This is a genomic window from Pseudomonas parafulva, from assembly GCF_002021815.1.
Lineage (GTDB): Bacteria > Pseudomonadota > Gammaproteobacteria > Pseudomonadales > Pseudomonadaceae > Aquipseudomonas > Aquipseudomonas parafulva_B.
In genome coordinates, this window is record NZ_CP019952.1 from 234332 (window position 1) to 247295 (window position 12964).

Annotated in this window: 10 protein-coding genes and 1 tRNA gene; 3 read left to right on the forward strand and 8 right to left on the reverse strand. The window is 62.2% G+C overall.

Translation table 11 applies throughout. The features are described 5' to 3' along the window. Window positions 1-17: 17 nt before the first annotated feature. Window positions 18-94, reverse strand: a tRNA-Arg gene (locus B2J77_RS01000). A gap of 310 nt (window positions 95-404) precedes the next feature. Here B2J77_RS01000 and gabD point away from each other — a divergent pair. Together gabD and gabT are read left to right on the forward strand one after the other, a co-directional pair. After that, window positions 405-1847 (forward strand): NADP-dependent succinate-semialdehyde dehydrogenase, encoded by a 1443-nt coding sequence (gene gabD, locus B2J77_RS01005; RefSeq protein ID WP_023535744.1) that lies wholly within the window; start codon window positions 405-407, stop codon window positions 1845-1847. A 182-nt stretch (window positions 1848-2029) separates the two neighbouring features. After that, complete coding sequence (gabT, locus tag B2J77_RS01010; RefSeq protein WP_078477811.1) at window positions 2030-3307, forward strand: 4-aminobutyrate--2-oxoglutarate transaminase; 1278 nt, start codon at window positions 2030-2032, stop codon at window positions 3305-3307. Between the two features lie 78 nt (window positions 3308-3385). Here gabT and B2J77_RS01015 read toward each other — a convergent pair whose 3' ends face one another. Further along, the gene (locus B2J77_RS01015; RefSeq protein WP_078479379.1) at window positions 3386-4372 is read right to left on the reverse strand and encodes a sensor domain-containing diguanylate cyclase; all 987 of its coding nucleotides are present in this window, start codon (window positions 4370-4372) and stop codon (window positions 3386-3388) included. Window positions 4373-4500: 128 nt separating this feature from the next. Next, entirely contained in the window at window positions 4501-5685 is a 1185-nt protein-coding gene (desA, locus tag B2J77_RS01020) for a delta-9 fatty acid desaturase DesA (protein ID WP_058637055.1), read from the reverse strand. A 208-nt stretch (window positions 5686-5893) separates the two neighbouring features. Here desA and dibA point away from each other — a divergent pair, with 208 nt between their 5' ends. Further along, entirely contained in the window at window positions 5894-7789 is a 1896-nt protein-coding gene (gene dibA, locus B2J77_RS01025) for a phosphodiesterase DibA (RefSeq protein WP_078477812.1), read from the forward strand. 38 nt (window positions 7790-7827) lie between these two features. Here the strand turns inward: dibA and B2J77_RS01030 are convergent, their stop codons facing one another. The 5 genes from B2J77_RS01030 to B2J77_RS01050 are packed head-to-tail and all read right to left on the reverse strand — an operon-like array spanning window position 7828 to window position 12939. Beyond that, window positions 7828-8472, reverse strand: a complete 645-nt coding sequence (locus B2J77_RS01030; protein WP_058604699.1) for a methionine ABC transporter permease — start codon at window positions 8470-8472, stop codon at window positions 7828-7830. Further along, a complete protein-coding gene (locus tag B2J77_RS01035; protein WP_058637057.1) occupies window positions 8462-9571 on the reverse strand; it encodes a methionine ABC transporter ATP-binding protein in 1110 nt (369 codons plus the stop codon). The genes B2J77_RS01030 and B2J77_RS01035 overlap by 11 nt, the downstream gene beginning before the upstream one ends. 5 nt (window positions 9572-9576) lie before the next feature. Continuing rightward, entirely contained in the window at window positions 9577-10374 is a 798-nt protein-coding gene (locus B2J77_RS01040; RefSeq protein WP_078477813.1) for a MetQ/NlpA family ABC transporter substrate-binding protein, read from the reverse strand. Further along, window positions 10367-11758: an LLM class flavin-dependent oxidoreductase gene (locus tag B2J77_RS01045; protein WP_078477814.1), complete on the reverse strand. Its 1392-nt coding sequence runs from the start codon at window positions 11756-11758 to the stop codon at window positions 10367-10369. The genes B2J77_RS01040 and B2J77_RS01045 overlap by 8 nt, the downstream gene beginning before the upstream one ends. Beyond that, the gene (locus B2J77_RS01050) at window positions 11758-12939 is read right to left on the reverse strand and encodes an SfnB family sulfur acquisition oxidoreductase (RefSeq protein ID WP_078477815.1); all 1182 of its coding nucleotides are present in this window, start codon (window positions 12937-12939) and stop codon (window positions 11758-11760) included. The genes B2J77_RS01045 and B2J77_RS01050 overlap by 1 nt, the downstream gene beginning before the upstream one ends. Between the last annotated feature and the right edge of the window lie 25 nt (window positions 12940-12964).

Sequence of the window (12964 nt, forward strand, 5' to 3'; positions counted from 1 at the left end):
CTGGGGCTTTTCATGTATGGCGCACTCGGCGGGATTCGAACCCACGACCCCTGCCTTCGGAGGGCAGTACTCTATCCAGCTGAGCTACGAGTGCAACGCGCACGCATGATACCTATCTCGTTCGTCGGCGTCCATCGCCTTGATCTGTAGCCCTTTTTACCTGCTGCCGTGTTTCGCCTCCACTAGGTACGGCTACTATTCCGGTTCGTGCTCGCCCTGGTCCGACAGGCTGCATCACACCCTGCCAGTGAGCCGTTTCCAATAAAGGTGTTCAACCGCTCGTTCTTTTTTTCGAACAGCCTATTGTCCAACACCCCAGCAGACGCTTAGCATTCGTTTGAGATTTCAAACGCTCGGAGCCCTGCGCTGGGCGCTTTCAACAATCAACAATTCGGGAAGCCGACATGCAGCTCAAAGACGCTCAGTTGTTCCGCCAGCAAGCCTTCATCAACGGTGAATGGCTGGATGCGGACAGCGGCCAGACTATCAATGTGACCAACCCTGCCACGGGCGAAGTCATTGGTACCGTGCCGAAGATGGGTACTGCGGAAACCCGCCGCGCCATCGAGGCAGCCGACAAGGCCCTGCCGGCCTGGCGTGCCCTGACCGCCAAGGAGCGCTCGACCAAGCTGCGTCGCTGGTTCGAACTGATGATCGAAAATCAGGACGACCTCGCTCGCCTGATGACCACCGAACAAGGCAAGCCGCTGGCTGAAGCCAAAGGCGAAATCGCCTATGCCGCCTCCTTCATCGAGTGGTTCGCCGAAGAAGCCAAGCGCGTCTATGGCGACACCATCCCGGGCCACCAGCCTGACAAGCGCCTGATCGTCATCAAGCAGCCGATTGGCGTCACTGCGGCCATCACCCCGTGGAACTTCCCGGCTGCCATGATCACCCGTAAAGCCGGCCCGGCCTTGGCCGCTGGCTGCACCATGGTGCTCAAGCCTGCCTCGCAGACGCCGTACTCCGCGCTGGCCCTGGTCGAACTGGCCAACCGTGCCGGTATTCCGGCGGGCGTGCTGAGCGTGGTCACCGGCAGTGCTGGCGAAGTCGGCGGCGAGCTGACCGGCAACGCCTTGGTGCGCAAACTCTCCTTCACTGGCTCCACCGAAATCGGTCGCCAGCTGATGCAGGAATGCGCCAAGGACATCAAGAAAGTATCCCTGGAACTGGGTGGCAACGCCCCGTTCATCGTGTTCGACGACGCCGATCTGGATAAGGCAGTCGAAGGCGCGATCATCTCCAAGTACCGCAACAACGGCCAGACATGCGTCTGTGCCAACCGTATCTACGTGCAGGACGGCGTCTATGACGCGTTCGCGCAGAAGCTGGCCGCCGCTGTCGCCAAGCTCAAGATCGGTAACGGCCTGGAAGACGGCACCACCACTGGCCCGCTAATCGACGGCAAGGCCGTGGCCAAGGTGCAGGAGCACATCGAAGACGCAGTGAGCAAAGGCGCCAAGGTCCTGTCCGGCGGCAAGCTGATCGAAGGTAACTTCTTCGAGCCGACCATTCTGGTCGACGTGCCCAAGACCGCTGCCGTTGCCAAGGAAGAAACCTTCGGCCCGCTGGCGCCGCTGTTCCGCTTCAAAGACGAAGCTGAAGTCATCGCCATGTCTAACGACACCGAGTTTGGCCTGGCCTCCTACTTCTACGCCCGCGACATGAGCCGTGTGTTCCGTGTCGCCGAAGCGCTGGAATACGGCATGGTAGGCATCAACACCGGCCTGATTTCCAACGAAGTGGCGCCATTCGGCGGTATCAAGGCTTCTGGCCTGGGCCGCGAAGGCTCCAAGTACGGTATCGAGGATTACCTCGAAATCAAATACCTGTGCATCAGCGTCTGATCGCACGGTAAAGGCTTTACCTCTGCCAGCGGGGCGCGAGAGCGACGTTCCGCTGGCCTTTTTTACATTGCAGCACCTGGTGGCCAGGGCGCTCGCGGCAGTCGATCAACGAATACTGACTGCGGGCAACCCCAGCTACCCCCGAATAAAAGCGCCATGTTCAACGGCGCAATGAGGGCATTATGAGCAAGACCAACGAATCCTTGATGCAACGCCGTGTCGCCGCCGTTCCACGTGGCGTCGGTCAGATCCACCCGATTTTCGTTGAATCGGCCAAGAACTCCACCGTCATCGACGTCGAAGGCCGCGAACTGATCGACTTCGCTGGCGGTATCGCCGTGCTGAACACCGGGCACCTGCACCCAAAAGTGGTTGCAGCGGTGCAAGAGCAGCTCACCAAGGTCAGCCACACCTGCTTCCAGGTGCTGGCCTATGAGCCCTACGTAGAGCTGTGCGAAAAGATCAACAAGCTGGTGCCAGGTGACTTCGACAAGAAGACCCTGTTGGTATCCACCGGCTCCGAAGCGGTCGAGAACGCCGTCAAGATCGCCCGTGCCGCGACCGGCCGCGCTGGCGTGATCGCCTTCACCGGCGGCTACCACGGCCGTACCATGATGACACTGGGCCTGACCGGTAAAGTCGTGCCGTACTCCGCAGGCATGGGCCTGATGCCAGGTGGCGTCTTCCGTGCACTGTTCCCGAGCGAGCTGCATGGCGTCAGCGTTGACGATGCCATCGCTTCGGTCGAGCGCATCTTCAAGAACGATGCCGAGCCACGTGACATCGCCGCTATCATCCTCGAGCCCGTACAAGGCGAGGGCGGCTTCCTGCCAGCGCCTAAAGAGCTGATGAAGCGTCTGCGTGCCCTGTGTGACCAGCACGGTATCCTGCTGATTGCCGACGAAGTGCAGACCGGTGCAGGCCGTACTGGCACCTTCTTCGCCATGGAGCAGATGGGCGTTGCGCCTGACCTGACGACCTTCGCCAAGTCCATCGCTGGCGGCTTCCCGCTGGCCGGTGTGTGCGGCAAGGCTGAATACATGGACGCCATTGCACCGGGCGGCCTGGGCGGCACTTATGCCGGTTCGCCAATCGCCTGTGCTGCGGCCCTGGCCGTCATCGATGTATTCGAAGAAGAAAACCTGCTGGACCGCAGCAAGGCCGTGGGCGAGCGCCTGACTGCCGGCCTGCGTGAAATCCAGCAGAAGCACCCGATCATCGGTGACGTGCGTGGCCTGGGTTCGATGATTGCCGTCGAAGTCTTCGAGAAAGGCACTCATACCCCTAACGCTGCAGCTGTCGCCCAGGTCGTTGCCAAGGCACGCGACAAGGGCCTGATCCTGCTGTCCTGCGGTACCTACGGCAACGTCCTGCGTATTCTGGTGCCGCTGACCGCCGAAGACGCCCTGCTGGACAAGGGCCTGGTCATCATCGAAGAGTGCTTCGCTGAACTCGCTTGATGTAGCTGGCTTTAAAAAAACCCGCTTCGGCGGGTTTTTTCATGTCAGCAATATACAGACGGCAGGCGGCGGCGATGCTCACCCCTGAACGATCTGGTTCTTGCCTTGGCGCTTGGCTTGATACATGGCTGCGTCGGCGCGGGCATACAAGCTGTTCAGGGTGTCATCGTCATCCAATAAACCCGTCAGACCCTGACTCACCGTCACGCTGTAGGTCTGGCCCTCCTGGCCGAAGCTCAGCCGCTGAACCTCCCGCTGCAAACGTTCGGCGATCTGTTCTGCCACTTTGGCCTTACAGCCCGGGAACACCGCGGCAAACTCTTCACCCCCGATCCGGCCGAACAGATCACCTCGGCGCAGTACGGTCCTGCCGCTGTGGGCGATACGCTGCAGCACCTGGTCGCCTTCCTGGTGGCCATAGCTGTCATTGATGTTCTTGAAATCGTCGATGTCCAGAAGCAGGAACGTCAGCGGTGTACCGTCTTCGCGTGCCTTGTCAAACGCCTGCTTGGCGCATTCGAAGAAGTGGCGACGGTTACTGCTCTGGGTCAGGACATCGGTAGTGGCCAGGCGCTGAAGCTCGCCCTCCAGTCGTTTCTTGTCGGTGATGTCTTCGGCAATGCCAACGATGGTTACCCGATCGTTACCTGGCTGCTGGCTGACGTAGCACTTGTCGCTTAACCAGCGCAGTTCGCCATCGTCATTGAGAATGCGGTATTCGCGGTGTTCCACGGAGCCTGTGGACAGTACCTGAGCCAGGCTCTGTTCGGCAAATTCAAGATCATCCGGATAGATGCTGTCGCGCCATACGTTGAAGTCGGCCATGACCCGGCAGACAGGGCGACCGAAGATGCGCTCGAATGCAGGGCTTACGTAGAGCACTTGCCGCGTTTCCCAATCGAAGGCCCACAGTACGGCGTTGACACTTTCGAGCAGCGAACTGAACAACTGCTCACGTTCGCTGAGGCGGGCGACTTCGCTTTGGGCATGCATCAGTGCCAGCAGGGTTTGAGCAGCGTCGGGGGGAGGAGTACCGGGCAGAATCTTGGGATTGTTCTTGGCCATGTGCACAGAGCGCGCTCGACGGGTAAAGGTGCGGCCACCTTCCGGCCGATGTGGGCAGTTCGAGTCGAAACAGAGCAGTGAAGTTCCTGAGCTTACGCCCCAGAACGGGGCGTATCGATCAACGGAGGTCAGGCAGCGGTCGGGCGCAGGGAATAGGTTTTCAACTGTGACGCAAAGTCGCGTAGGGCGTGGATGCCACTGGTCTCGGCCTCATGCACCCAATCCTTCATGGCGGCAAGCATGTCGTGGCCGTTGGCGCTGGTCCGCGCCCAGATCTGCTGCAGGGCCAGGCGTTTCTCGTAAATGGTCTTCAATGCCTGGCTGTGCGCCAGCATGGACTCGATACGGACATGGTGGCGATCCTCCAGCAAGCTGGTCTCGCGGGACAGCAGGCGCTTGGCGCGTCGGAAATGGTGGCTGACCGAGGCATCGACGCGGTCCAGTTCCTGTTTGACCAGCGGGCCGATCACAAGCTTGCGGTACTGGGCCATGATCTGGAAGCGGTTGTTCAGAATGGCCATGGCAGTGTCCATGTCCAGGCTGGCCTTGCCGGCAACGCGGTGGGCGATGGGGGCCACGCGCTGGACCTTGGCCAGCCGCAGCAGGCAGAACAGGCGAATCCACGCCCAGCCCATGTCGAATTCCCAGCGCCTGACCGAAAGTTTGGCCGAGTTGGGGTAGGTGTGGTGATTGTTGTGCAGCTCTTCGCCGCCAATGACGATGCCCCAAGGCACCAGGTTGGTGGCAGCGTCGCGGCATTCGAAATTGCGATAGCCCACGGCATGGCCCAGGCCATTGACTACCCCGGCTGCCCAGAAGGGAATCCACATCATCTGCACGGCCCAGATCGTGATGCCGGCGGTACCGAACAGCAGCAGGTCGATGAGCGCCATCAGCACGATACCGCCCAGCTTGTAGCGGGAGTAGAGGTTGCGTTCGACCCAGTCGTCCGGGCAGTTCTTGCCGTAGATGCGCAGGGTCTCAGGGTTGCGCGCCTCTTCGCGGTAGAGCTCGGCCCCTTTACGAAGCACCGTGCTCAAGCCCTTGTAGACTGGGCTGTGCGGGTCGTCCGGGGTTTCGCACTTGGCGTGGTGCTTGCGATGAACAGCGGTCCATTCACGGGTGTTCTGCGCCGTGGTGAGCCACAGCCAGAAGCGGAAGAAATGCTTGAGCCCGGAATTGAGCTCCAGCGCGCGATGCGCGGAATAGCGATGCAGGTAGACCGTGACGCTGACAATGGTCACATGGGTCATCAACAAAGTGATGCCGACCAGTTGCCAGGCCGACAAGTCGAGCAGGCCGTTGTACCACATAGGTAGAGATACCCTCGAAATTCAGGGGAAAGGTGCGATTATCCCTGGGTCGGGAAATAAAACCAGTCAAAGCTGACCACGCGATGTTTCAGCGGGGCGGCGGTGCGCGGCATGCCTTGGCGCGAGGCCTTTGCAAAGCGGCAACCGCACGTCGGGCAGCAGAAGCTTTATAATCCCCCAACACTTTCCATGGGCAATTCCACCCGACATGTCTGTTTCCGTTCGCGACGCCTTGCGCATGGCTGCGCTCTATGTGGTGCTCTCGATCCTCTGGCTGGTGCTGGCCGAGGTGGTGCTGCACAGCATGACTGAAGACCCCCTGGCCCTGACGGTGGGGCGCCAGATCAACGTCGTGGTCTGGGTGTTGCTCAGCGCCTTGCTGATCTACGTCTCGCGTGTGCGGCTGTTGAACTTCATCGGTGCCGGTGCGCGCCTGCGCGGCGAAGACCGTGAGCGCCTGCGCATGGCCGCCGCGGTGTTCGACTGCACCCTGGAAGGGGTCCTTGTGACCGACCGGCAGGGGGTGATCGTGCACGTCAACCGCGCGTTCATGCGCATCACCGGCTATCAGCAGGATGAGGTCATCGGCCAGCGCCCGAGCAAGTTCAAGTCGGGGCACCATGGTGCCGCGTTCTACCAGCAGATCTACGCGGCCCTGACCGAGACTGGGGAGTGGAGCGGCGAGATCTGGAACCGCCGCAAAAGCGGTGAAATCTATCCTCAATGGCAAACCATTCGCGCCATTCGTGACGACGAAGGCGAACTGAGCCATTACGTGGCGGTATTCAGTGACATCAGCGCCATCAAGCATTCGGAGCAGGAGCTGGCCTACCTGGCCCACCATGATCCCCTGACCGACCTGCCCAATCGCTTGTTGTTCACCGACCGGGTCCAACAGGCGTTGGCTGCGGCCCAGGCCAAGAAGCGCGGTTGTGCGCTGCTGCTTCTGGACCTCGATCATTTCCAAAGCATCAACGACGGGCTGGGTCATACGATCGGCGATCAGTTGCTTAAGTTGGTGGGCGCCCGCCTGGGCGAAGTGGTGAGCAGCGGGGTCACCCTGGCGCGCCTGGGCGGCGACGAGTTCGGCGTCCTGGCCGAGCACTGCCAGGACCTGGGGCAGGCGGCAAAGCTGGCCCAGCGCATCATCGAACGCATGCGCGAGCCCTTCCTGTTCGAGGGCCATCGCTTGTTCATCAGCGTCAGCGCAGGCATCAGCCTGTTCCCAAGCGACGCTCTGAGTGCCGAGCAGTTGCTGCGCAATGCCGATTCGGCGCTGTACAAGGCCAAGACCAACGGTCGCGCCTGCTACGCCCTGTATACCGAGGAGCTGACCGCGCACGCCCAGTTGCGCGTGGAAACGGCCGGGGAATTGCGCCGCGCCCTCGAGCAGGATGAGCTACGCGCGTTCTACCAACCAGTGCACGACCTGGCCTCGGGCAGCCAGGTGGGGGTCGAGGCGCTGGTCCGCTGGCAGCATCCCCAGCGGGGCCTGGTGGCACCGGGCGAATTCATTCCGATTGCCGAACGCACCGGTCTGATTGCCGAAATCGATGCCTGGGTGCTACGCCAGGCGTGCCTGCAGATGGTGCGCTGGCAGCAGGAAGGCCGCCCACTGGCATTCGTGGCCGTGAACATCTCGAGCCGGCTGTTTGGCCAGCATGAGTTGTACCGGCAGGTGGCCGATGTGCTGCATGAAACAGGCCTGGCGCCAGCGCTGCTTGAGCTGGAGGTCACGGAAAGTGCGGTGATGGATGATCCGGAAGTGGCCTTGGAGCAGCTTCACCGTCTGCGCGAGCTGGGGGTAACCCTGGCCATCGATGATTTCGGCACTGGGTATTCCTCGCTGCTACGTCTCAAGCGCATGCCCGTGCAAAAGCTCAAGATCGACCAGGGCTTCGTGACCGGGCTGCCGTGCGATGAGGATGATGTCGCCATCGTGCGTGTGATCATCGCCCTGGCCCGCAGCATGGGCATGCAAGTGCACGCCGAAGGCATCGAGCAGCAGGAGCAGGCCAGCTTCCTGTTGCAGGAGCAGTGCCAGCTGGGGCAGGGCTACTGGTTCGGCCGGCCGGTCGCCGCAAAGGACCTGCGCTGGGAATGAGGCCAAGGGCTGGCTTGGCGCCAGCCCTTCGCCTTCGCTCATCGCTTGTTCAACCCTCGGGCCAGCCGATCGCCACCCAGCTGGATCAGTGCCACCAGGGCCACCAGCATGGCGATCACCGTCAACATGATTTGGCTGTCGAAGCGCTGGTATCCATAGCGGTAGGCGATGTCCCCCAACCCTCCGGCACCGATGGCGCCCGCCATGGCGGATGAATTGATCAGCGTCACCAAGGTGATGGTGAAGCCGCCGACGATGCCTGGCAGGGCTTCTGGCAGCAGCACGTGCCAGACGATGTGCCAGCGTCGGCACCCCATGGCCTGCGCCGCCTCCACCAGGCCGTGGTCGACCTCTCGCAGGCTGACTTCGGCGATGCGGGCGAAAAAGGGCGTGGCCGCGATGGTAAGGGGCACGATGGCCGCCCAGACGCCATAGGTTGTGCCGACCACCCACCGCGTGAAGGGGATCAGGGCAACCATCAGGATCAGAAACGGCACCGAGCGAAACAGGTTGACGAACGCGCCCAGCACCCGGTTGAGCAGCGGCGCCGCATAGATGCCCCCCTTGTCGCTGGTCACCAGCATGACGGCCATCGGTACGCCCACCAGCAAGGCGATCAGCGAAGAAACGCCCACCATCAGCAGCGTGTCGAGCAAACCCTCCAGCAGACGATCAACCCACATGGCCCAGCACCTCCACATCTTCGGCCCAGCGCCGACTGCGTTCCAGGAGGCGGTTGGCGTCATGGGGCGAGTGCTGCACCGACACGATCAGTTGCGCCAGGGTATGCGCGCCGATGGATTGCACACCCCCCTGCAGCAACCGCACGCGTCCGCCCAACTCGGCGAACAATGCCGACAGATCGGGCTCGCCGAAGGCTGTCAGCTTCAGCACGATGGCGCTGTCGGGGCTCGATGGCGCAGCCTTGATGTTCGCGGTCAAGGCCTCTGGCAAGGTCGGTTGCAGGGGCGCCAGCAACGTGCGCGTGGTGGCGTGCCGCGCCGCGCCGAACACCTGCCAGACCTCGCCCTGCTCGACCAATTGGCCACGCTCCAGTACCGCAACCCGATGGCAGGTGTCGCGCACCACGGCCATTTCATGGGTGATCAGCACGATGGTCAGGCCCAGGCGTTGGTTGATGTCGCGTAGCAGTTGCAGGATTGAGGCGGTAGTCTCCGGGTCCAGCGCCGAGGTCGCTTCGTCGCACAGCAGGATACTTGGGTCATGTACCAGAGCGCGGGCAATGCCCACGCGCTGCTTCTGGCCGCCCGACAACTGCGCAGGGTAAACGTGATGCTTGTCCTCGAGGCCAACCAGTTGCAGCAGCTCGCGCACCTTGTGCTGGCGCTGCGCTTTGGCGACGCCGGCCACCTTCAGGGGTAGCTCGACGTTCTGCCATACGGTCTTGGCTGACATCAGGTTGAAGTGCTGGAAAATCATGCCGATGCTTCGGCGCAACCCCACCAGTGCGTCCTCGTCGTAGCTGGCAATGTCCGCCTGCTCGATCAGCACTCGGCCTTGCGTAGGCTGTTCCAACCGGTTGATGGCGCGCAGTAGCGACGACTTACCCGCCCCGCTGCGGCCGATGATGCCGAAGATTTCACCGCGCCGGATGTTCAGGTCGATGCCTTGCAGGGCTGGCTGGCTCTGGCCTGGATACGTCTTGCCCAGCCCGATGAACCGCACATGGGCGTGGTTGACGTCAGGGCGCAGGTCCAAGTGTTCAGCCTGACGGGGTGGTGCAGAGGACTCGAGTGCTCGCCGTGCAGTGGACTGGCTCATCGCTGTCACTCCCAACCGGCCTGGTAGAGCGTGCCATGAGCCTTGTCCAAGGCCGCACGTACAGCGGGCGAGTGCTGGTAAATGTCGACGAACTTGGCCAGGCGAGGGTCATCCTTGCTTTGTGGGCGAATGACGAACTGAATCACGTATTCCTTGTTCTCCAGGCCATCGAAAAGCAGGGCCGAGGTGGCGTCAAAACTGTTGGCCAGCCGAATGTAGGCGGGGTAGCCCTGCACCAGGTCCGCGTCGTCATACGCCCGTACCAGCTGGACCGCTTCGACCTGAATGATCCTGAGCTTTTTCGGGTTGGCCGTGATGTCCTGTTCGGTGGCCTTGTAGCCCACACCCGGTTTGAGCGTGATCAAGCCAGCCTTGGCCAGCAATTGCAGGCCGCGTCCGCTGTTGATCGGGTCGTTGGCGATGGCGACGCTGGCACCTTCGGGCAGGTCGACGAAGCTTTTATAACGCTTGGAATACAGGCCCACGTTGTTGATGATGCCTGGGGCGTAGGGCACCAGATCGAAACCGGCAGCAGCCTTGGCGTTTTCCAGAAAGGGAATGTGCTGGAAGTAGTTCACGTCGATGTCGCCACTGTTGAGGCTGACATTGGGGGCTATCCAGTCGCTGAATTCGATCAGCTTCACCTCGAGCCCTTGCTTGTGCGCCTCTTCGACGGCGGCTTCCAGCGGGATGGCGAAGGCTGAGGTGGTGCCGACCTTAAGCGGCTCATCGGCCAGGGCTGCGCTGGAGAAGCCCAAGGCAATCGCGACGGCCGCAACGGGACGAAATAGTTTTTCAAGCATGGTGCAAGGCTCCAGTCGAGGCGGGGGCAGGCGCAAAGCGGTAGGTCGAGCCAGGGTGATCGGCTGGCAAGTAGGGATGGTCGGTTGCGAACAGCTTTTCGCGCAGCGTGCCGCCGGCGTAGGCGGTCTTGTAGCGGCCGCGCGCCTGTAGCGGCGGAATCACCAGGTCGATGAAGTCCTCAAAGCTTTCCGGTGTGACGGTGCGGGTCAGGTTGAAGCCGTCCAGGCCGGTTTCGTCGGCCCATGCGATCAGCTCATCAGCCACCTGCTCGGGGTCGCCGACCAAGGTGACGTAGCGACCGCCCAAGGCGTGCTGTTGCAGCAGGCGGCGTCGGGTCCAGGCGTTTTCCTGCAGTTGGCGGGTGGCCGACTGGATGGCGTTGCCTTGGGTAAAGGCAATCGGCTCGTCCAGATCGAAGGCCGCAAAGTCGATGCCGGTGGAGGCGGCAAAGTGCGCGACGCCGGCTTCGGGGCTGGCATGGCGCAGGTATTCGGCGTGCTTGGCCAGGGCTTGTCGCTCGGTGGGCGCCACGATCACCGTAATGCCCATGAAAACCTTGACTGCCATTGGGTCGCGACCCGCAGCCCTGGCAGCGGCGCGCACCTTGTCCACCTGGGCGCGGGTTGAAGCCTTGTCCTGGCCGCTGATGAACACGCACTCGGCATGGTTGCCCGCAAACGTCAGGCCGCGCGGCGAGCTGCCAGCCTGGAACAGTACCGGCGTACGTTGTGGCGACGGCTCGCACAGATGATAGCCTTCGACATCGTAGAACTCTCCGTGGTGATGGACCTTGCGCACTTTGTCGGGGCGCGCGTAGATGCGTTGTCCGCGGTCAGCCAGCACGGCATCGTCGGCCCAGCTTCCCTCAAGCAGTTGGTACAGCACCTTGAGGTATTCATCGGCCTGGTCGTAGCGACGGTCATGCTCAGGCTGCTGGGTCAGGCCCATGGCGCGCGCAGCGCTGTCCAGATACCCAGTGACGATGTTCCAGCCGACTCGGCCATTGCTCAGGTGATCCAGGGTCGAGAGACGGCGTGCAAACAGATAAGGTGCTTCATACGTGAGGTTGGCCGTGAGGCCGAAACCGAGATTGCGGGTGACGGCGGCCATGGCAGACACCAGCAGCAGAGGGTCGTTGACCGGCAACTGGATGGATTCCTTTAACGTTACGTCCAGCGACTGGCCGTAGACATCGTAGGTGCCGACGATGTCGGCGATGAACAGACCGTCGAACAGGCCCCGTTCCAGCAGACGCGCCAAATCGGTCCAGTATTTGAGGGTCTTGTACTGGGTCGACGTATCGCGCGGGTGCGTCCACAGGCCATGGTTGATATGCCCCACGCAGTTCATATTGAAGGCATTGAGCAGGATCTGCCGGGCCATCAGATGGTCCCCCGGCGCGGTGGGTTTTGCTCGTTGAGGTAGTAGTTGCCGATGGCGTGGTATTTCCAGCGCACCGGGTCGTGCAATGTGTGTACCCGGGCGTTGCGCCAGTGGCGGTCGAGATTGTGTTCGGCCAGCGTGGCCTGACTGCCACTGAGCTCGAACAACGTGGTGCCGGCGGACAGGGCTATTTCCGTGCTGATGGCCCGTGCCTCTGCTACGGCAATGGAGGCCGCGGCTACGGTTTCGGCCGTGCTGTCGTCACGCGCGCTGTCCAGGTAGTGGCCTGCGCGTTCGAGCAAGGCTTCGGCAGCGTGCAAGCGGATAGCCAGCTGCCCGAAGCTCTTGACGGTCAACGGATCGTCGCTCGCCTGGTCCACGCCTGAGTCCACCCATGGCCGGCTGCGGGTCCGCACGAAATGCAAGGCGTCCTCATAGGCTGCCCGGGCGATGCCGGTATCGATGGCGGCATGAAGAATCTGCGCCAGCGGGCCTACCGGGGTGGGGCGATCGAACACGCTCTGGAACGGCACGACGTCCTGTGCGCTGACGGGGACGTTATCGAACACCACCGAACCGCTGCCGGTGGTGCGCTGGCCGAAGCCACTCCAGTCGTCGATCACCTGCAGGCCGGGGCTGTCGGCAGGCACGAATGCCAGGTGCTGGACGCCTTGGTCATCGACCACCGAGGTGGGTATGCGCTGGGCGTATAGCGCGCCAGTGGCGTAGAACTTGCGACCATTGATGCGAAAGCCATCGCCTTCGCGGCTCAGGCGTGTGGTGCGCTCATTGGCTGTCTTGGTGCCCAGTTCTGCCAGGGCATTGCCGAACCGCCGGCCTGCCAGCACTTCGGCGTACAGACGCTGCTGCTGTTCGGGCGTGCCGTTTACCCGCAGCACTTCCAAGGCATAAAAATGGTTTTGCGGAATCTGCCCGAGCGAGCCGTCGGCCTGCGCGATGATGGCGATGACCTTGGCCAGGGTGACTTTGGATACGCCCGCCCCGCCGTAGGCCTTGGGTACGCTGATACCCCATAGGCCCGAGCGTGTGATCAGCGCCAGCTCAGGGTGTGGCAGACGCCGCTCACGGTCGCGCACCGCGCTGTCGGGGCGTAGCTGGCGGGCGATGTCCAAGGCAACGGCCAAGGCTTCGCCGTCGCTGGTAATGATGCGTGTGGTCATGGTGTGTCTCCGGTGCCCCGGACCG

Coding starts and splice junctions, on each gene's coding strand:
- gabD (WP_023535744.1), top strand. CDS start 405: ATGCAGCTCAAAGACGCTCAGTTGTTCCGCCAGCAAGCCTTCATCAAC.
- gabT (WP_078477811.1), top strand. CDS start 2,030: ATGAGCAAGACCAACGAATCCTTGATGCAACGCCGTGTCGCCGCCGTT.
- B2J77_RS01015 (WP_078479379.1), bottom strand. CDS start 4,372: ATGGCCAAGAACAATCCCAAGATTCTGCCCGGTACTCCTCCCCCCGAC.
- desA (WP_058637055.1), bottom strand. CDS start 5,685: ATGTGGTACAACGGCCTGCTCGACTTGTCGGCCTGGCAACTGGTCGGC.
- dibA (WP_078477812.1), top strand. CDS start 5,894: ATGTCTGTTTCCGTTCGCGACGCCTTGCGCATGGCTGCGCTCTATGTG.
- B2J77_RS01030 (WP_058604699.1), bottom strand. CDS start 8,472: ATGTGGGTTGATCGTCTGCTGGAGGGTTTGCTCGACACGCTGCTGATG.
- B2J77_RS01035 (WP_058637057.1), bottom strand. CDS start 9,571: ATGAGCCAGTCCACTGCACGGCGAGCACTCGAGTCCTCTGCACCACCC.
- B2J77_RS01040 (WP_078477813.1), bottom strand. CDS start 10,374: ATGCTTGAAAAACTATTTCGTCCCGTTGCGGCCGTCGCGATTGCCTTG.
- B2J77_RS01045 (WP_078477814.1), bottom strand. CDS start 11,758: ATGGCCCGGCAGATCCTGCTCAATGCCTTCAATATGAACTGCGTGGGG.
- B2J77_RS01050 (WP_078477815.1), bottom strand. CDS start 12,939: ATGACCACACGCATCATTACCAGCGACGGCGAAGCCTTGGCCGTTGCC.